This is a genomic window from Streptomyces angustmyceticus, assembly GCF_040701845.1.
GTDB classification, from domain to species: domain Bacteria; phylum Actinomycetota; class Actinomycetes; order Streptomycetales; family Streptomycetaceae; genus Streptomyces; species Streptomyces angustmyceticus_A.
Map to the genome: position 1 here is coordinate 171244 of NZ_JBFBHQ010000002.1, position 19596 is coordinate 190839.

Sequence of the window (19596 nt, forward strand, 5' to 3'; positions counted from 1 at the left end):
CCGTCGGCGCCCCTCTTCGCGGTGCCACGGCCTTGGGCCGATGGCCTGGCGTTCCGGCGAGCGGCGAGGTGACGGGGGCCGCGCCGGGTAGGGAATTTCCGCGGAGCATTCCGCATCGGGACATCCGACTGCCCGACGGCCGCGGCCTCACGGAAAGTGTGGAGATGATCAGCAGGCGAACTTTCGGGAAGGCCGTCGGCAGGGGAGCGGCCGCGGCTTCGGCAGCCGCCTTTTCCTCGGCCTGCTCAGCGGCGGTGTCCGGCGACCCTCGTCACCAGATCCCGCCGGCGGCCGACCGCGCGAAGGCACAGCCGGCCAGGACGCCGGACTTCGGTGCGTTGAAGCAGATCAGGGCCGGAGTGCTGAATGTGGGATACGCCGAAGTGGGCCCGGCCCACGGTCCGGTGGTCATTCTGCTGCACGGCTGGCCCTACGACATTCACAGCTACGCCGCCGTCGCGCCCCTGCTGGCGGCACAGGGCTACCGGGTCATCGTCCCGTATCTGCGTGGTCATGGCACGACGCGCTTTCTGTCGAGCAGGACGTTCCGGAACGCACAGCAGTCGGTGTTCGCCCTCGACATCGTCGCTCTGATGGACGCCTTGCGGATCGACAGGGCGATCCTCGCGGGCTACGACTGGGGATCGCGGACGGCGGACATCATGGCGGCGCTCTGGCCGGAACGCGTCAAGGGCCTGGTCTCCGTGGCCGGCTACCTGATCACGAACCTGGAGGCCAACAAGAAGCCATTGCCGCCGGAACTCGAATGGGCGTGGTGGTACCAGTTCTACTTCGCCACCGAAAGAGGCCGCCTCGGCCTCGAACGGAACCGACGTGATCTGGCCAGGCTGGTCTGGAAATTCAACTCCCCGACCTGGGCTTTCGATGACGCCACCTTCGACCGCACCGCGGCGGCGTTCAACAATCCGGATTACGTCGGCATCGTGATCCACAATTACCGCTGGCGGCTTGGCCTGGAGAAGGGGGACCCCCGCTACGACGGCCTGGAAAGCCGGCTTGCCCGACGTCCCGTCATCACCGTGCCCACGATCACCCTTGACGGAGCGTCCGACCCCTTCACGCCTCCGGGCGGCGGCTCGTCCTATCGCGACAAGTTCACGGGCCGCTATGCGCACCGGACCCTGACGGGAATCGGTCACAACGTGCCCCAGGAGGCGCCCGAGGCCTTTGCGCGGGCTGTCGTGGACGTCGATCGTCCGAGGCGGTAACTGGACCCGCGCGAACGCGACACGCTCGCCGAGCGTCGTGGCGCCTGGCGCCCGCGTCACGCTGAGTGGCATACGTTCTTGGCAGTTGCCACTACGGCCACAGAGAGCAGTACCGGAGGGTGAGGTGTGGTGGACGGCGTCTCCGTTCTGCTCATCGCGGTGATCGTCACGGCACTGGCCTTCGACTTCACCAACGGGTTCCACGACACGGCCAACTCGATGGCGACCTCCATCGCCACCGGGGCGCTGGCGCCGCGGATCGCCGTCGTGGTCGCCGGGGTGCTCAATCTCGCGGGTGCGTTCCTGTCCACGACCGTCGCCAGGACGATCTCCGGTGGCATCGTCGACGACCACGCGGTCAGCCTCACGATGATTTTCGCCGGGCTCATCGGCGCGATTCTCTGGAACATGGTCACCTGGCTCGCGGGACTGCCGTCCAGTTCCTCGCACGCCCTGTTCGGCGGCCTGATCGGCGCGGTGTGGGTGGGCGCAGGCGGTGACGCGGTGCGGCTCGGGCAGGTCGTGGAGAAGATCGTGATCCCGGCCCTGGTGGCACCGGTGCTGGCCGGCCTGACCGCGCTGCTGGCGACCTACCTCGCCTATGTCCTCACCCGGCGGACGCCGAGCGGTCCGGTCAGCCGTGGGTTCCGCATCGGGCAGATCGGTTCCGCCTCCCTCGTCGCGCTGGCCCACGGCACCAACGACGCCCAGAAGACCATGGGGGTCATCACCCTCACCCTCATCTCCGCCGGCGCGCTGGGCCAGGGCTCCGGCCCGCCGTGGTGGGTGACCCTCAGCGCGGGACTGGCGATCTCGCTCGGGACCTACGCCGGCGGGTGGCGGATCATCAGGACCATGGGCAGGGGGCTCACCGACATCGAGCCGCCGCAGGGGTTCACCGCGGAAACCACCGCCGCCACCGTCATCCTGGTCTCCTCCCACATGGGCTTTCCGCTGTCGACCACGCAGGTCTGCGCGGGCGGCATCCTCGGCTCCGGCCTCGGCAGGAAGCTGGCCCAGGTCCGTTGGGGAGTGGCGGGGCGGATCGCGGTGTCCTGGATCCTCACCCTCCCCGCGGCCGCGGCTGCCGGGGGCGTCGCGGCCTGGCTGGCCGGGCGCGGCGACATCGGCCTGGTGCTGGTGGCGGCAGCGGCCCTGGCCGCGGTCGGCGGGATGTACGCACTCTCCCGGCGCAGACCCGTCCACGCGGGCAACGTCAATGCGCCGGCCGGTGAGGAAGACGAACAGGCCGACCGCACCGCGGTGTGAGCGGGGAGCCCCCGGTCGGCGGACGGACCCACACACGACAGCAGTTCCCTCGGCGGGGGAGATGAGGAGGCCGGAGCCATGCAGATCGAATGGGATGCGCTTGCCGCGGTCTGTGCCGTCAGCCTGACCGTCGGGGTCCTGCTCGTGGGGGTCTTCTCCCTCGGGCTCGTCGCCCTGACCTGGTCCCGGGAGGCGCGGTCGGCCGGAACCGGACGCGGGGCCAGGACGGCTGTGCCGGCGAAGGCCGCGGCGGCGCTCTGCTTCATGGTCTGCGCGGGCCTGGCCTGCTACGGAATCGTGCTGATCGTCTCCCAGTCGCGTTAGCGGAAGCGGACGGGGTGGTGAGGTCGGGCCGGCCGGGCCGCGCCGGTGGCCGACCTCCCGCATCGACTCCGGTGGACCCTGCGCCCGGTCCCTGACCGGCTCCACCGCCCGAACGCCCCGCCCCCGGCCCCCTCCGCAGCCCCGGAAGCCGGTCAGATATGACCCTCCCGCAGCGCATAGGCAACGGCATGGGCCCGGTTGCGCAGGTGGAGGCGGGTGGTCATCCCGTGCAGCACATTCTTGACGGTGCGTTCGGAGTACGAGAGCTTGCTCGCGATCTCCGCCGTGTCCAGTCCTTCGGCGATCAGCCGGATGACATCGATCTCGCGCGGGGCCAGCCCGGCCAGCGTGCCGGGCCGGTCGTCGGCGCTGCGCTGCATCTGTCCGACCTGCTGGAGCAGCCGGGCGAGCAGGTCCGAGGGCAGGTCCCCCTCGCCCCGGGAGGCCGCCAGCACGGCCTGGTACAGCCGGCGCGGAGTGGCCTGATGGCGCCACAGGATCGCGCCGACACCGCACTCGATGACGGCGAGCAGCTCGGCCTCCCGGATCTGGTCCGCCACCAGCACGACCCGTGCCCCGTCGATCCGGACGAGACGGCGCAGCTGCGGGATCGTGGAGTCGTCCATCGTCGTGGTGACGACGACGGCCACCGAGGGCGGACGTTCCCCGCCGCCCTCCACCAGCCGCACCCCCCGGTGCTGGTTGAGCTGACTGGTCACGCCCGCCAGGGAGATCGGGTCCGGTGCGCGGACCACGACGGGTATCTCCAGCTCGGTCTGACTCATGGTTGCTTGCATCTGTGTTCCCTCGTTCTCTGGAGCCCTCGACTCCGGCCGTGCCCCGCCCGCGCCTCCGGCGCGCCACTACGGCCGCGAGCGCAGGAGCCCGCCCGCCGGTCCGTCGCGCCCCACAGGTCGCGCCCGGACCGGGCGGTGAGCGTCTCCCGCACCCGTATGTATCGGGATGTTGCGCATGGTTCAGAAATCGTGCGGGCCGCGCACGCAGCCCGGCTCAGCCCGGTCCGGCCCGGCTCGGTCCGGCTCAGCCCGGTCCGGCTCAGCCCGGTCCGGCTCAGCCCGGTCCGGCGCAGCTCGGCCCGGCTCGGCCCGGTGCCGTCTTCGGATGCTCCGGTCGCCGGAGTGTCCGCCCTGGGACCGGATGTCCGCCCTGGGACGCGGGGCGGTGGGCACCGCCCCGCGCTTCGCTGTCCGTTGCCGCGGACGGCCCCGCGGCAACGGGTCAGCGCTGTGGCCGCCCGACGCGCTGTCGCCGGTCGCAGCGACAGCGGACGGCCGGTTGTCCCGGGCGGTGCCGTCGGTCCGGCGGGACGTCGGCGAACGTCCCGCGAGGAGCGGGGCGGTGCCGGCGGCCGGGGCGGGTGCGGGTGCGGTGCATGGTGGTACGACTCCCCATCGGGCATCGGGCATCGGGCATCGGGCATCGGGCATCGGTGTCGGTCGGGCGGAAGGCGAGCGGGCAGTCGCTGCGGTTGATTCGGGCAGCGACGGCGAGCACATCGCCTCTGCCGAAAGCGGGTGCGCCGTGCGGCTCCCGTTCGGCAATGCCGTGCACCCAGCCTGCGGGGCGGGCCGTGCGCGCGGCAACGAATCCGGGCAAAACGAGAACGCCGGAACGCCAAAACATGCTTTGACCTGCGTGAATGCCCTTCGTCTGGAACGCCCTCCTGGAACGCCCGCCGGCACGGAGGCCCTCTTGGGCGACCAGACCGGGGGCGTCCGCGCGGAACCTGGACGGTGCCCGGGGAGGCAGTGCTACGGCGCGATGGAGCCGGCGCTGTTGCCTCGTCGTCCGGCGAGGCGGGCAGCGCCCCGCCGCGCCGCCGGACGGCGTGGCGGGGCGTCACGATGTCGGTGCGTCAGGCTCCGCCGGCGCGGTGCCCACGCTCTCCGGCCTCGTTCGCCGGAACGGGCGCCGCCGGTTCCCCTACGGCCGGCCGGAAGGCAGGTCGGCCGGGGCGGGGTTGCCGCAGCGCAGTCGCCAGGTGTGGTCGAGGTGCAGCGTGGCCCGGCGGTCGGCGTCGTCAGGCTGCCGGCCGGGATGGCCGTGGGTGGCGAAGGCGACCCGGGCGGCGTGGGCCGCGAGGTCGGCGAGGTGGTCCGGGTGGCCGGGGCCGAGGAGGGCGTGTGCGCCGTGCAGCGCGGGGAGTTCCGTGCGGGATGCCGTTCTCCACCCTTGCGCGCACCCTCGGCATCACCGAGTCCCGTGCCCGCCGCACCGCCGTCGGCCTGCTCGATTCCGGCCTGTTGCGTCCGCATTCCGGCCTGTTGCGTCCGCGTGTCGAGGTCGATCCACGGGACCTCGGCTACGCGGTCGAGGCGGTGCTGCGCATCGGCTGCCGCCCGGGTGCCGTCAAACGCCTCGCCGCGTCCCCCGCCGACCACCCCGCGACGCGGTTCCTCGCCCTCACGGCGGCCTCTTCGGCCTTCACCCACGGAGGCGTCTTCCGCGACGAGGAGCACCTCGCCGACTTCCTCACCGGCGGTTTCGAGGGCAGCGAGGAGGTCACCTCCCTGGAATGCTCCCTCCAGCTGGAGGTTGTTCAAGAGGTACTGGACGGCCCTCGTCTGACGGATGGTGCGGTACGGGCGCGCGATCGCGCCGGGCGCCTGATGCACTCCGGCGACCCGGTGCACTTCGGCCACCGCCCACACCCGTCGGCGAGAGCGGGCAAAGCCCTCTGGAAGGGCGCAAACCGGCCAGTATGCAACCGGCCTGCCGCGTCCACACACGGCCCCGGCACCCTGCCCCGCCTGCTCCGCCCCGGAGCGACCGGCGTCCCGGACGTGACGCAACAGCACGACGGAGATGGGCCGTTGGGCGTTTCGCGAGTGTTCCGAACAGCGGCTGAGCGGATCGGTGCGACCATTGATCCTGACGTACCGGGCGACGCGGACCGCCGGTGACCCACCAGGTCACCGGCGGACCGGCCAACTGGGGGGCCGGGGTGCGGCGGGGGAATCGGCATGGTCAGGGCCGTGGGAGCGGTCGTGTTGGGCGGATGGCACGTGTGCGGGGCGCGCGGGCGGGGAGGGGAGTGGACAGTGGGGGCGGCTGAGGAAGCGGCGGGGGTCGCGGCACTGCTGAAGGAGTGGAAGGAACGCTCCGGGTACAGCTACGGGGTGCTCGCGAAGCGTCTGCACATGAGCACGTCGACGCTGCACCGCTACTGCAACGGCGACGCGGTGCCGACGGAGTACGCACCGCTGGAGCGGCTGGCACGGCTGTGCCGGGCGACGCCGGACGAACTGGTGGAGCTGCACCGGCGCTGGATCCTGGCGGACGAGGCCCGCCGGCGCGAGCGGGACCGCAGACAAGGGGGCGGGGACGCGGGGGCGGCCGTCGGGGTCAACGGGGAACGGGCTGCCAGGTCCGGCCCCGTGACAGCACCCGGGAACGCGTCCGTACCCCGGGCTTCCGCACCCCGGACCGAGCCCGCACCCGGGCCGGACGCCGGGGGCGCGGCGGTGGTGAGGGGGACGGGGGCCGGGCACGGGACCAAGACCGAGCACACGGCGGGATCCGGGGCCGGGGCCCGGCCCGAGGCCGCGGCAGGGACCAGCGCCCAGCCCGTGGTCGCGAGCCACTCCCGGCCCGACGCCGGATCCGGGGCCGACTCCCGCCCTGAAACGGATGCCGAGACCGAGGCGGGCCCCGGTGCCGCGCCGCCGACGGCCTCCGCCGATGCGGCCACCACCTCCGTTTCCACGACTGCCGCCGTCTCCGGCACCACCCCCGCCTCCGAGCCCGACGCCGGTGAGGTCGCCGAGGTGACCCCCGAGGGGCGGCCCGTGCGCCGTCGGCCGCCGACGGGCAACCGGCGGCGTATGGCGTCGGCCGCCGGGATCGCCGTGGCCGCCGTGGCCGCGTCCGCCGCGCTGGTGGCCGGACTGGTCGCCGATGGCGGCGGCGACCGCAAAGCGGCAAGCGGGGCGGCGGTCACCCGTACGAAGGGCGGCAGCACGCCGACGACTCCCTCGGGCGGACGGTCGGGGTCCGCGTCCGCGAAGCCGCACGGTGCGGGCAGCATGAGTCCCACCCCGACCTGGTCCCATACGCCCGGTGGCAGGACGTCCGGCAGATCCGGCGACCGGGCGACGAGCCCGGACGCGGCCGACCGCGACGGGCTTCCGGTGAGCGTCGATGTCCGCCCGTACACCTGGGAGGACCCGTGCAGCCAGCGCTACTTGGTCGACCGGGCCCCGGGCGAGATGCCCCCGCCGCCCCCCGAACAGGACGCCCGCGGCTGGATCGCGGCACTGGGCGCCGTCTCGGCGGACAGCCAGCGGGTCCAGATGTCGGTACAGGGCGTGGGTGGCAAGACGGTGGTCCTGCACGCCCTGCGGGTGCGGGTGGTGGGCAGCGCGGCCCCGCCCGCCTGGACCGCCTACAGCATGGGCGTGGGCTGTGGCGGTGGCATCAAGCCCAAGTCGCTGTCGGTCGCCCTGGACGCGGCGCAGCCGCGGATCACACCGCAGAACGGTCAGCCGGACTTCCCGTACAAGACGAGCGAGAGCGACCCCGAGGTCTTCCAGGTCATCGCGCGGGCCGGCTCCCGCGACGTGCGCTGGTACATGGAGCTGGAGTGGTCCAGCGGGAACCGGCACGGCACGCTCCGGATCGACGACAACGGGGAGCCGTTCCACACCAGCGGGATGGCCGGCCGGCCCCAGTACGACTACCCGTTGGGCGGCAGCAAGTGGATTCCCGCCCCGAAGGAGAACGGCTGAGCCCGGGGCCGGCGTCCGTGCCGGCCCCGGGCCCCGGACGGGGTCAGTGACGACCGTTCACCAGCTCAGTGCCTGCCCGACGGTGGACTGCCAGTAGGTGACCCACGCCGAACTGTCGGTGGTGATACCGCCCTTGGGCAGCGTGAGCCGCACGGCCGGTCCGGTCGACCCGTTCCCCGCCTGGTTGGCGAACAGTACGCCCAGCTTGTGAGCGGTGTGGCTGCCGCTGCCCGAGCCGTCCGCGGCCTGGTACATGATCCCCGCGTACGCCGACTCGCCCGGCCCGAGCGTGACCACGGCCTGCGGCTTGGACGCCTCCAGGAACGTGGTGGCGGCCTGGCCGTCGTCCCAGCGGAGGTACGGGGCGTAGTAGGCGTCGCAGGGCGCGGAGCCGGTGTTGGTGACGGTGAGGAGCATGTGGTTGAGGGGGCGATCGACCTTCGTCACGGTGGCCTTGACCTGCGCACCGGTGCAGGCGCCGGTGGCCTTCTTGCTGCCGGAACCCTTGCCGGCACCCACGCCGGGGGCCTTCTTCCCTCCGGTCCCGCTGCCGGACGCGCCGGAGGCGACCTGCGCCGCGTCACCGCCCTTGGCCTGGCCGTTCGCGTCGGACGAGGACGGGGCGCTCTGGCTGCCGGCCCCGGGCCGGGAGGACGCGGCCGGGACCCCGCTGCCGGTGTTCTTGGTGTCGCTCTCACAGGCGGTCAGTGAGAGGGCGGCCGCCAGGACTGCGGCCGAGGCGACGAGTCGGGTGGTGTGACGGGCGATGCGCATGGTGAGTGGGTGCTTTCTGCTGAGGTGGGTCCGGACGGCACTACGTGACGTCAGAGAAGGGTGACGACCAGGAGGAAGACGGTCGCTGCCGATGCGGCGAACACCGCCAGGGCCACCGCGTCCGTGACGTCGACTCGGCGGAACAGGTGGTGCCGGAAGCGGGTCCGCATGGTGTCTCCCCTCCGCATGAGGTCGTCGATGCTTGCGGTGCCGAGCTTGCGGCGCGGTCCGTCCCAGCCGCCACGACCGCCGTGAAGCCCGGGACGCTGGAACGTTCACATCGCCCCTGACCTGCTGGAACGGCCCCTCACTGGAACGCCGCACGGGGACGCGAGAGGCGTCGGCGGACGGCGTGGAGCGTGTGGGAGGCCGGCCGGCGGGCGACCGGCGGGAGCGACCGGCGGGGCGTCCGGACCGACAGCCCACCGGATGCCCGGCGGACCGCCGGCTTCTCCCGCCGCCCGCCCACCCACCGGTCTCCCCGGCCGTACGAAGCGGACCAGCCCGCTCATCCACCTGATGTGGCGGCTTTCATGCTCCAATGTCGGCATTGCGCGGAATGGGCGTCTCGGTGCGGAACATGCCACCCGCGTTCCCTCCGCCGCCGGACCCCGCCCCGGTGCCGGCCCCCGGTCGGCCCGCCCCTCCGGTGCTCGTCCCTCACCCAGCGAAAGGACCTGCAGGATGTCGAATCACTTCACCGGTCTCAGCCTCGGCGCACCGCTCGGAGACCAACGGCTCGACCTCTGCGACCTCTACGCGTTCCAGTCCCCCCACGACCCGGGGAGGACGGTGCTCATCCTCAACGCGAACCCGAACGCCGACGCCCTGCACCCCGACGCCGTCTACCGTCTCAACATCGACAACGACGGGGACTGCCTCACCGACCTGGCGATCAGTTACGTCTTCTCGCCGCCGCAGGACGGCCGCCAGACCTTCAGTGTCTTCATGGCCAGAGGCGAGGAGGCCCGCTCGCCCGAGGCCGTCGGAGAACAGGTCGTCACCGACGCCGAGGTCTCGTTCGGCACCGTGGCGACCCCCGTCACCTCCGGCCCCTACACGTTCTTCGCCGGCAGCCGCAGCGACGCCTTCTTCTTCGACTTCGACGGGATCAAGAACCTCTTCGACACCAACGGCGGCAGGAACTTCACCGCGCCGCATCTCGGCGGCGCCTCGCCGTGGACCGGTGTGGACTCGAATACGGAGGCCAACGTGTTCTCGACGGTGGTGGAACTGCCGACGAGCGAGCTCCGTGCCGACCCCGAGATCCGTATGTGGGGCCGCTGCAGCGTGCGGAAGGACGGCCGGCTCGTCCACGCCGACCGGGCGGGCCACCCCTCGGTCAGCAGCTTCTTCAACACCGACGAGACGAAGGAGGAGTACAACGCCAGTGAGCCGGTGAACGATCGTGACCGGTGGACCGACCAGTTCGTCCACCTCATGGGGCACACCGGCAACTACACACGGGAGGACGCGATCGCGGCGATCGACGCCGACCGCATCCTGCCCGACATGCTGGTCTTTGACCCCTCGAAGCCCGCGCGGTACCCCAACGGCCGGGTCTTCACCGACGACGTCATCAACCACCGGCTCGCGTTCCTCTCGGCGGGCGACATCCCGCCCACCGGCCTCGCGCCGCACACCGACCTCCTGCACGAGTTCCCCTACCTCGGCAACCCGCATCCCCAGGGGAACTGACCGCCGCGCCTCCTCGGCGGCGCCGTCCCGCGCGGCAGTGCCGGGCCCGCGCGGGGCGCCGCCGACCCGCCCGGGCGCGCCGAGGCAGGCATCCGCGGGCAGCAGCAGCCGGAATCGTTCAAATTTTGACATTCCTCTCGCGGATCATCCGGTCCTTCTACGGTTCGCCTATGGAAGAACCCGGTCGCCTCACCCTGGCGGTTCGCACTGCCGGCCCCGCGGGCCGTCCCCCGTCCGATCCCGCCGTATGGCTGTCCGCCGTCCACGGCGCGACCTCAAAAGCGGCGCGCTCGCGCACCGCCCGGGAGCTGCTCGCCGGTGCCCTCGACGCGGCCGCTCCTCTGCTCGGCGACCTGGGCGGTGCCCTCCTGCTGCTGGACGCGTCCGGCCGCTACCTGTTCCTGGTCGCCTCCCAGGGGCTGCCCGCCGACGTGGCCCTTCCCATGGAGGCCATCGGCATCGACGAGGACCTCTCGGTCACCGACGCGGTGCGCAAGGCGCGTCCGGTCTGGCTGAACTCCTTCGCCCAGCGCCAGGCGCGCTACCCGGGCCTCATCGAGCGGCTGCCGGTCGACCTGGTGACGGGCGCCCTGCCGCTGATCGACAACGACACCGTCATCGGCGTACTGACCGTGCTGCGGCAGCACGAGACCGGATTCTCCCCCGTCGAGCGGGCCTTCCTGCAATGCCTCGCCGACCACGCCGGGCCCGCCCTCGCCGCGCTGACCGGACGCCAACTGGACCACGGCGGGCCGGAGGACGAGGACGTGGCCGCGGACGCCAGCGGCACCATGGAGCTGGGGACGTTCGTCTGGCACCTGGACACCGGCGTCGTCGAGGGCGATGACGCCCTGGCCCGCCTCCACGGCCTGGCACCACGCTCCGATCCGCCCCTGACCCTGGAGGAGTTCCTCTCCCAGGTGCCTGCCACGGACCTGCCCGCGTTACGGCAGAGTCTCGGACACATCGCCCAGCGTTGCGCGGACTACCAGGTCCGCTACCGCGCGTACGACGCCACCGGCCGGCTGCGCACCCTCGAAGCCCGCGGCCGGGCCCATCCGGCCGCGGACGGCCACCCGATGAAGATGGACGGCCTGGTCGCCGACATCACCGTGGCCTGCGACCGCCAGCAGCTGAACCAGCGCCTGCTGTCGTCCCAGGCGGAACAGTCGGGCCGGCTGCGGGACCTGGCGGCGCATCTGGTGAGCGCGGCCAGCCTCGACGACGTGGCCAACGCCACCGGCACCGCCCTGCAGGCGTTCGGCGCCGACGGGCTGCTCGTCGTGGACACCGAACGCGACCGCCTGCGGGTCATCGCCAGCTGGGGGTACGGCCCGGCGGAGGAGAGCGCCACGGAGGGATTCCCGCTGCACGCCTCGACCCCCTTCCGGGACGCGCTGCTCGGGGGCACCCCCACCTTCGCCGGCTCCCTGCGGGAAGGCCTGGCCGGCTACCCCTCCCTGGTCGACTTCGCCCACGCCACCAAGCGCCAGTCCTGGGCCGTCCTGCCCCTGCCCACCGCGCAGGACGGCCGCGCCGCCTGCCTGATCGGCTTCTCCGCCCCGCACGAATTCGCCCCCGCCGAGCGGTCGTTGCTCACCGTCGTGGCGGCCCTGCTGGCCCAGGCGATGGACCGGGCGCGCATCCACGACCGGGAACACCGGCGTGCCGTCGAGCTCCAGCAGGGCATGCTCCCGCAGGCCCTTCCGGAGTCGCGCAACACCACGGTGCACACCCACTACCGGCCCGCGGCGGAGGGCGCCGCCGTCGGCGGGGACTGGTACGACGCCTGGTACACGCCCTCGGGCGACCTCGCCCTCGTCGTGGGGGACGTACAGGGCCACAGCACCGCGGCCGCCGCCGTGATGGGACGGCTGCGCACGGCGGTGCGCGCCTACAGCGCCGAGGGACACTCGCCGGCCGACGTCCTCCACCGCACCAACGCGCTGCTCACCCAGTCCTCCACCGACCCGGACTACGACCTCTTCGCCACCTGTGTCATAGCCCACCTCGACACCGACACCGGCCGGCTGTCCCTGTGCCGCGCCGGGCACCCGCAACCCCTCCACGCCGGTCCCGGACAGCGGCCCGCCGTCCTTCCCGTCGACGGCGGACTGCCCCTGGGCATCGAACCGGACGCGGTCTTCCCCACCACGTCGGTGACCCTCGCGCCGGGCTCGCACCTGCTGCTGTACACCGACGGTCTCGTCGAACGTCCGGGGCTCGACCTGGACACCGGAACCCGGCAGCTCCTCACGGTCTTCGGCGCCGGCCTGCGCTCGGTACCCGAGAGCGCCCTGCTGGCCCACATCGAGCAGGTCTGCCTGCCGTCCCCCGTCCCGGGCGACGCCGATGACATCGCCGCCCTCTACCTGCGCTGGCAGGGGCCCGGTTCGTGAACGAGCGTCCTCACGGCCGCCGTTCGGTGTACCCGCAGATCCATGCCAGCGCGGTGTGCACCCCACGGAGGTAGTCGTGCGCGGCCGTGCCCTTGCGGGTGCTCTCCCACTGCACGGCGGCCGCGTCCACCTCGGCGGTCAGGGCCGGCACCGTGGGGCAGCCTTCCGTGCGGAAGCCCGTGATGGGGGCGGCGGCCCCGTCCCCGAGCGCCCAGCGGTAGGCGGCCAGCGCGCCCAGGGCGGTACGGCCGGTCGGCGAGAGATCGTGCGTGACCTGGGCCAGCGCCGCACTGGCCCGGAGCACCTCGGTACGCGGGCGGGTGCCCAGAAGCGACGGGTCGAATTCGGACCCCATAGGGTTCTGTGACTCCATGGCTAGGTGGCAGCTCCTGATGTTGCCTGCACCGGGAAGCTCGCCCGAACGTGCGATGCCCAAGACCCTGTGGGTCGGGTGCTGTTGTCAACGTCCCTCCAGAGTAGCCGTGTTGGAGGCATGCTGCGCTCGCCCCGTGCGGCGGGCGAGCACCCGATGTGCGGGGCCGCCCGCGAGACGGTTCCCAGGCCCCTGGCGCCGGGACGTCCCATCCGCCCCTCGAAACGGACCCGGACAGTCCCGGACGACTTCCGGCCATTGGCCGGCGGAGCCGTCCCGGAGGGCCATGGGGGAGGGGTAGGAAAGGGGCCGGTCCGCGGAACTCCCCCCAACGGGCGGTCGTCCGGTTTCCGGTCCTGCTCTTTCCTGACCTCCCGTTCAACGGGGCCAGGAGGATCCGCGCGAGCCACGACAGCACCGTGACGTCGGGTAATGCTCCGACAAGTTGGGGACGTCCCTGGCGCTCCGGCCGGACGGCTCCCCTCCGGTGCTGCCGGTTCCTCCGTGGCATCCGCCGGCCCCTTCCCCTGCCGACGCGGGCCGCTGCCCGCGTCGTCGGAAACGGAGACCCATGATGCGAAGACATCTCCGCGCCGCGGTGACGGTGGCCGCGACCGCCTTCCTCGTCCCGCTGCTGACCGCGAGCCCGGCGCCCGCCTCGCCGGCCCGGCACGCCGACGGCGCCCGTCCGCCCGCGGCCTGCCGCCCGGCCCTCCAGGTCCTGGCCTCCCTGCCCGGATCAGGAGCCGGCCAGGTCAACGGACTCGGGCCGAACGCCCTGGCGGTAGGGGCCTCGCGCGGTCTGCCCGTGTACTGGACCGGCACCCGGGTCCACCGCGTCCCGCTGCCCGCCGGATTCACCGGCGGCGAGGTCGGTGCGGTCAACGCGAAGGGGCTGATGGTCGGGACCCTGCAGGGCACCGGCCGGACCGCCGCCTTCAGCTTCCGCGCCGGAGCCCGTACGGTGACCCTCCTGCCCGAGGGGGCCCACGCGGCGGACGTCAACGACCGGGGGCTGATCGTCGGCGACGGGACCAAGAGCGGCGCCTTCACCGGTCTCGTATGGGACGGTACCCGGATCATCCGCCGGCTCGCCCCGCCCGCCGGGTACGCGCTCACCTCGGTGACCGCCATCAACAACGCCGGGCAGATCGCCGGTTCCGGCGAGGCCGTCAAGGACGACGAATCCTGGTCGGCCGGCCTCACCTGGCCCGCCAGGACGGGAGCCGCGGCCGTACCGCTCCAGCGCTTCTGGCCCGCGGGAGTCCCCTACGACTACTGGTACCCCCGGGACATCGACAGCGCCGGCCGGATCGTGGGCACCCACGACTACACCCGGCTGGACACCCTGACCCCCACCCAGTGGCTCCCGCCCTACACCCTCGAGACCGAGCCGGGACTGCTCGGGGAACGTACCAGCGGCACCTTCGAGGCCATCAGCCCCACCACCAACATCAGTGTGGGCACTGCTCTCGACAGCCACATGGTCGGGCCCTTCCCGCCCGAAACGGCACCCCCGCTCCAGGCCCAGATCTGGCCGGGCTCCGGTCCGCTGCTGGCACTGCCCAGGCTCTCCCCGGAGGGCGACGCCCAGGCCCACGCCATCAGCGACGACCAGCGCGTCGGCGGCTCCGCGGCCGACGCCACATCGACCCCCCGCGCCGTCATCTGGACCTGCGCCCTCCGGCAGGCGTACAAGCCTTGACGCCCGGCTCCGGCTTCTGACGTTCCGGCGCCCTGTGTGACGTCCGGGAGCGCCCCGGGCGGAAGTTCACCGCCCGGGGCGCTCCCGCCTTGGTGGACTCCCGAACTCCGAGATGAACAGACTCAGTTGGGCGCACGGCGGATATGACTCAACAGGCGGTCCGGCCAGGGGATCGTTGAGGTCCTGGTGGGGGATTGCCGGGTGGCCGCTCCGGTGGTGTTCACGGATGAGGAGCTGGAAGGGCTGCGGCAGTCCTGGCCATGACCGGGCGTCGACCGTTGGCACGGCAGAGTTCCCGGTCATATGGCCAGGTCGAGCCATTCCCCGACGGCCAGCACGTGTGCGCGTCGTCCGGCGGGCGTGCGGAACCCCTTCTCCGGGTCGGAGACCTCGACGTAGCCCTCGATCGTGTCCGGCTGCTCCGTCCCGTAAGTACTCCTCGCCGCCGGCGGGGTGGTGACACGCTGCGCCGTTTGGTGGCACGCTCGAATGCCGACTTGCCGCGCGTGATCGACCGGATGGTGGGATTCGCCGGCATCGTGCGGGCCTCGAGGGCGATCACGTTGGAGAATCCGGTGTCGCTCCGGATCACTCCACTGGTGCGCCAGGCGTCGCGGAAGGCGCCGTACGGACCGCTGACCGCCGGAGGACCGGCCTTGAGGGAGGGACCGAGAAGTGACCTTCTGGGAGTACCTGGGCACCCGCTGCCGGCAGCTGCTGGTGGGCGCCGCTCCGCATGCCGGCGCCGTCTTCCCGCACCTGACCGTCACCGGGAACATCGGGCTCGAACCGAAGACGGCCGGGCGGCCCCGCGCGCAGGTGGGGGGCCGGGACGAGGAGATGAGCAACACCGTGGCCGGCCCGAGGGCCACCGACCCCGGCACTCGTGGAGGCGGCGCGCGGCATCGGGATGTCGCCGCTGCTGATGCTGTTCCGGGGCGAACTGCCCCTGGCCGCCCCGCTGATCCTGGCCGGCGTACGGACCGCGCTCGTGCCGAACGCCGGCAGCGCGACGCCGGCCACCTTCGGGGTAGGAGGAGGACGCGGGGACCTGGACTCCTCCGGCATCACCAACCAGCGCGTGCCGGTGCCGGTGCCCGGCTTCGTACCGACGGTCGCCATGGCGCGGGTCATGGACCGGCCGGGGACGCTCGTCGAGTTGCTGCTGCGCCCACGCGGCCTGGAGGGGGACCGATGCGCCTGGCCCAGGTACGGACGGCCGTCGCGGGCGCCCTGCTGCTCGCCGCCGCAGGGCTGAGCGGCTGCGGGCTGACCAGCGGCAGCCCGCTGGCCGACTCGGTGCGGCCCGGCTCCATCGGGAAGGGGCGACCGCTGAACGGCGTCCAACTGACCGTGACCTCGAAGGAGTTCACCGAGCAGATCATCCTGGGCCAGATCATGGGGCTGGTCTTCAAAGCGGCCGGCGCGGAAGTCCTGGACCGGACGAACATCCAGGGCTCGATCGGTGCCCGCGAGGCGGTCAAGTCCGGTGCGGCGGACGGGATGTACGAGTACACCGGCACGGCCTGGATCACCTACCTCGGTCACACCAAGCGGGTCGTCGACCCGTACAAGCAGTGGGAGGCCGTACGCGAGGAGGACCGCCGCAACGGCATCACCTGGCTGCCCCCCGCCCCGCTCAACAACACCTACGCGCTGGTCGCGAACCAGGCGAATGCGCAGAAGTACCGGCTGCGCACACTCTCCGACGTGGCACGGCTGACGAAGAAGGACCCGGGCGCGGCGACGATCTGCGGCGGAAGCGAGTTCTCGGTGCGCGAGGACGGCCTGCCGGGCGTGGCGAAGACGTACGGATTCGCCCTCCGGCGCGGGAACTTCAAAAAGATGGACGACGGCGTCGTCTACACCCAGGTCGCCGAGGGAGCGGCCTGCGCCCTCGGCGTGGCGGCCACCACCGACGGCCGCATTCCCGAACTCAAGCTGAAGGTGCTGGAGGACGACCGGCACTTCTTCCCCAACTACAACGCGGCACCCGAGATGAACAGCGCCACCATGAGGAAGTACCCCGCCATCGCCGACCTCCTCTCCCCGATCACCAAGCGGCTGACGGGGGCGGAGGCCCAGCGGCTGAACGCACGGGTGGACGTGGACGGGGAGGACCCGCACGAGGTGGCGAAGGACTGGCTGGTGCGGGAGGGCTTCATCCGGGAAGGCTGACAGACGGCTTCTCCCGAGCTCCCACCTGTGAGTTGTCGTCACGTCGACGGGGGCGCGCCGTTGACGCCGGTGGTGCGGTCGTGCGGCGGATCCGTCTGCCGCCGGCGGCACGGGAGCGGCGGACGGGGCCTGGGGTGCGGCGCGCCGACTGCCCGGCGTCGGAATGGCGATGTCCCGCATGAACGCCGGACCACGTCACCACCGGAGAGGACAACTGCCCCGGCCGCGACGGCCCGGAGCAGGCGAGAGGCCCCCTCCCCGGCGCGAGCAGCAGGGAGGGGGCCTCTTCGCGTAGCCGTGGCTACGGGGTGATCTCAGCTGGTGGTGTCCGCCTTACGGCGGCGCATCCACCACGTCAGCGCTCCGCCTGCCGCGACGGCGGCGGCGGCGAGGGCGCTGATCAGGCCGACCGGGGTATCCGATCCGGTGTCGGCGAGGTCGCCGTCAGGGTCCGTCGCCGGGGGCTGGGTGGGCTTGCCGGTGTCACCGGGGCCCGGGGTGGTGGGGTCCGGTGCCGGAGTCGACGGGGCGTCGGTCGGCGTCGGCTTCCCCGAGTCCGTGGGGGTCGGTGTGGGGGTGGGGTGGGGCTTGCCGTCGTCGGTCTTCGCGGCCCCGTTCCCACCGAGGAACGTCACATCGGCATCCCGCGCGGAGGTCTGGGCCCGCACGCTGTCCTTCGTGGTCTGGGGAAGGCGCCGGTGTTGGAGCTGGAACTCCACGGGGGTGATGTTGCGCTTGGGGGCCTTGGAGAAGTCGACGCCGCCGACGAAGAAGGTGTAGATGCGTCCGTCGCCAAGGGGCCATTCGTACGTGAAGTCGCCCTTGGTGAAGGACTTCACCATCTCCTTCCATACGGTGCGCTTGTCCCAGTCGGCGTTCTCGCCCCGCAGCGGCCAGCGCTTGAGTTGGTTGCTGTTGATGAGGGGCCGGAAGTCGGTGGCCTTCTCGGCGTCCTGCTGCCGGATCCACTCGGCGGCCACACGGGACTTGTAGACGCGGCGCAGATCGGCGTACTTCTTCTCGGTGTTGATCTGCTTCTCCACGTGCGGAACGAGGTAGCGGGTGATCAGCCGGTGGCTGCGCTCCTTCTCCGCCTTGGTGAGCTTCTTCGAGCAGTCCTCGCCCTGCACGGGGGTGTCGAAGTCCATCGCCGCGTGGTTGACCTTGAGCGGGGCGTCGAGGATGTAGATGCCGCCGTCCTGCTCGCGGACCTTCGCCCGGCCGGGGACGATCCAGTTGCGGCCGGATCCCCAGCACGGCACCCCGCCAACCTTGGGGGCGGCGTTCATGAACTCTTTGCCGGGGGACTTCTTGGGGTCCATGGCGCGGGAGAAGTCCCGCTTCATCTCCATGTCGGCTTCGAGGAGGACGCGTCCGGCGTCGGTCTCCCCGAAACCCCTGTCCATGATCTTGTCCGGCTGATCCGGATTCAGGTTCACCCACTGCCGGTCGGGGGTGAGGGCCAGCCACGTGAACAGGGCGTCCGAGGCCAGCTCGAGTTTCGCTTGCCCGCCCCAGCCGGGATTGTTGTCCTCGTCGGGCATGAAGTCGGCCTTCATGCTGTAGTCCAGCCCCTTGCCCTTGACGGGGCTGCCGACGTACTGGAGCTCCAAGGTGGAGAAGTCGACGCCGCCGGGGCCGCGGCCGAGGACACCGCGGGTGTTCATCTGGTTGTGCTCGTTCTGGATCTGCCGCGCCTGCGCGGGGTTCTTCCCGGAGCCGTAGGCGATGGAGTTGATCGGGCCCTGGGTGCCGGTGTTCGGCCGCGGATTGAACACCGGGTAGGACTTGGTGTACTTCGTCTGCGGCCACAGCCCCTTCGCCGTCGCCCGCCGCTCCGCGATCCGGATCGGGTTGTTGCCCGATCCTCGTTCGGCGCGGAGCTTGGCGTTCTCCGCCTTGTACTCCTTGGTGGTGGCTCCGTTGGGCTTCTCCCCGGCGAACATGGTGAATTTCGACTTCGTGAAGTCGTACTTCGCGTCCTTGTGGCGAAGGATGATCTTGTCGTTCTTGAACTGGCCGGTCTTCCGCTTGCCGTCGGCCTTGAACTCGCCCAGGTCGCCGGTGCGCTGGTTGTAGGCGTCGTAACGCCGGGAGGCGATCTTGTTGCCGTCCTTGTCGAAGATCTCGACCTTCACTTCGCACAGCCAGTCCGGGCCGACGAGGTGGAAGTTCTGGACGGTCTTCCGCTCGAAGACGCCGCCCTTCTCCCGGGAGTGCTGGGCGCCGATCAGGTTCTGCGGCACCCACTTTGTGAACGCCTTCGGGGACGGCTTGCCCTGGATGTAGCGGGCGTAGCGGGCCCAGACGGCGCGCTTCATGTCCTCGGGGTTCTTCGACGCCCGGTAGGCGGTATCCCACTTCTTGACGTCGGCGTCGGTGTTGCCGACGCTGTTCAGGTCGGCGCGGGTGGGCGCGGGAACGTCTTCGAAGCCCTTGAACTCAAGGTTGAAGTAGTACTCCTCGTCCGGACCGCCCTTGATCCAATGGTGTTGGCCGGTGGGAGCTCCGGAGTTGTTGGGGGTGCGGGGGAACGTCTTGCCGAGGTGCATTTTGTCGCACCGTCCGCCGGACGTGACCTTGGCGTAGTCGCCGGGCGCCGCGTTCGCGTTGGCGGGGAGGCCGACGAGCATCATCCCGGCCGCCGAGGCGACCGCGAGGCAGGAAACCAGGCGTCGCCGGAGCCGGGTACGGATGGGCATCTGTGTTCTCATGCGTGTCCCCTGGTCGTGGGGGCCATGGGACTCAAATGGCGCGGGCGGGCGGCTGGTTGGGGCCCCCGTGTCAGTTTTCGCCGACCGCCGGCCCCACACCCTAGACGATCCCAACACCCCGCGTACAAAGGGTTGTTGGGCGGATCTGGTGTCGACTTGGCAGCAGTGCAACGGTGGTGTCGGTG

General features: G+C 71.8%; 13 protein-coding genes and 2 pseudogenes. 11 read left to right on the forward strand and 4 right to left on the reverse strand.

Features of this window, described 5'->3' with window-relative positions; genetic code table 11:
* The first annotated feature begins 164 nt into the window (after nt 1-164).
* The 3 genes from AB0411_RS04720 (at nt 165) to AB0411_RS04730 (ending at nt 2822) form a co-directional block, all read left to right on the forward strand.
* Nucleotides 165-1229, forward strand: coding sequence for an alpha/beta fold hydrolase (locus AB0411_RS04720; RefSeq protein WP_366415777.1), 1065 nt, complete (start codon nt 165-167; stop codon nt 1227-1229).
* A gap of 129 nt (nt 1230-1358) precedes the next feature.
* Entirely contained in the window at nt 1359-2498 is a 1140-nt protein-coding gene (locus AB0411_RS04725; protein WP_366415778.1) for an inorganic phosphate transporter, read from the forward strand.
* Between the two features lie 78 nt (nt 2499-2576).
* Entirely contained in the window at nt 2577-2822 is a 246-nt protein-coding gene (locus AB0411_RS04730) for a hypothetical protein (RefSeq protein ID WP_366415779.1), read from the forward strand.
* A 152-nt stretch (nt 2823-2974) separates the two neighbouring features.
* On the opposite strand, the gene AB0411_RS04735 is transcribed toward AB0411_RS04730, so the two are convergent.
* Complete coding sequence (locus AB0411_RS04735) at nt 2975-3607, reverse strand: helix-turn-helix transcriptional regulator (protein WP_366415780.1); 633 nt, start codon at nt 3605-3607, stop codon at nt 2975-2977.
* A gap of 1392 nt (nt 3608-4999) precedes the next feature.
* Between AB0411_RS04735 and AB0411_RS04740 the strand changes: the two genes are divergently transcribed.
* Both AB0411_RS04740 and AB0411_RS04745 read left to right on the forward strand, forming a co-directional pair.
* The gene (locus tag AB0411_RS04740) at nt 5000-5746 is read left to right on the forward strand and encodes an Lrp/AsnC family transcriptional regulator (protein ID WP_366415781.1); all 747 of its coding nucleotides are present in this window, start codon (nt 5000-5002) and stop codon (nt 5744-5746) included.
* 138 nt (nt 5747-5884) lie between these two features.
* A complete protein-coding gene (locus AB0411_RS04745) occupies nt 5885-7570 on the forward strand; it encodes a transcriptional regulator (protein WP_366415782.1) in 1686 nt (561 codons plus the stop codon).
* A gap of 57 nt (nt 7571-7627) precedes the next feature.
* Here AB0411_RS04745 and AB0411_RS04750 read toward each other — a convergent pair whose 3' ends face one another.
* On the reverse strand, nt 7628-8344 hold the full coding sequence (locus AB0411_RS04750) for a DUF4232 domain-containing protein (protein ID WP_366415783.1): 717 nt from the start codon (nt 8342-8344) through the stop codon (nt 7628-7630).
* A gap of 684 nt (nt 8345-9028) precedes the next feature.
* Between AB0411_RS04750 and AB0411_RS04755 the strand changes: the two genes are divergently transcribed.
* Nucleotides 9029-10042: a DUF4331 family protein gene (locus tag AB0411_RS04755; protein ID WP_366415784.1), complete on the forward strand. Its 1014-nt coding sequence runs from the start codon at nt 9029-9031 to the stop codon at nt 10040-10042.
* 170 nt (nt 10043-10212) lie between these two features.
* Nucleotides 10213-12441, forward strand: a complete 2229-nt coding sequence (locus AB0411_RS04760) for a SpoIIE family protein phosphatase (protein ID WP_366415785.1) — start codon at nt 10213-10215, stop codon at nt 12439-12441.
* A 10-nt stretch (nt 12442-12451) separates the two neighbouring features.
* On the opposite strand, the gene AB0411_RS04765 is transcribed toward AB0411_RS04760, so the two are convergent.
* The gene (locus tag AB0411_RS04765) at nt 12452-12796 is read right to left on the reverse strand and encodes a hypothetical protein (RefSeq protein WP_366415786.1); all 345 of its coding nucleotides are present in this window, start codon (nt 12794-12796) and stop codon (nt 12452-12454) included.
* 592 nt (nt 12797-13388) lie between these two features.
* On the opposite strand from AB0411_RS04765, the gene AB0411_RS04770 reads away from it, so the two are divergent.
* The 4 genes and pseudogenes from AB0411_RS04770 to AB0411_RS04785 all read left to right on the forward strand — a co-directional run bounded on the left by AB0411_RS04770 (nt 13389) and on the right by AB0411_RS04785 (nt 16697).
* Nucleotides 13389-14519, forward strand: a complete 1131-nt coding sequence (locus tag AB0411_RS04770; protein WP_366415787.1) for a hypothetical protein — start codon at nt 13389-13391, stop codon at nt 14517-14519.
* A gap of 455 nt (nt 14520-14974) precedes the next feature.
* Nucleotides 14975-15133 (forward strand): annotated as a pseudogene (locus tag AB0411_RS04775) (Lrp/AsnC family transcriptional regulator); the annotation flags it as partial.
* Nucleotides 15134-15359: 226 nt separating this feature from the next.
* Nucleotides 15360-15705: pseudogene (locus tag AB0411_RS04780) on the forward strand (ABC transporter permease subunit); the annotation flags it as partial.
* Between the two features lie 8 nt (nt 15706-15713).
* Nucleotides 15714-16697 (forward strand): glycine betaine ABC transporter substrate-binding protein, encoded by a 984-nt coding sequence (locus tag AB0411_RS04785; RefSeq protein WP_366416296.1) that lies wholly within the window; start codon nt 15714-15716, stop codon nt 16695-16697.
* A gap of 314 nt (nt 16698-17011) precedes the next feature.
* Here AB0411_RS04785 and AB0411_RS04790 read toward each other — a convergent pair whose 3' ends face one another.
* Nucleotides 17012-19399 carry a hypothetical protein gene (locus AB0411_RS04790; protein ID WP_366415788.1) on the reverse strand — a complete coding sequence of 796 codons (2388 nt, stop codon included), beginning with the start codon at nt 19397-19399 and terminating at the stop codon, nt 17012-17014.
* Nucleotides 19400-19596 lie beyond the last annotated feature (197 nt).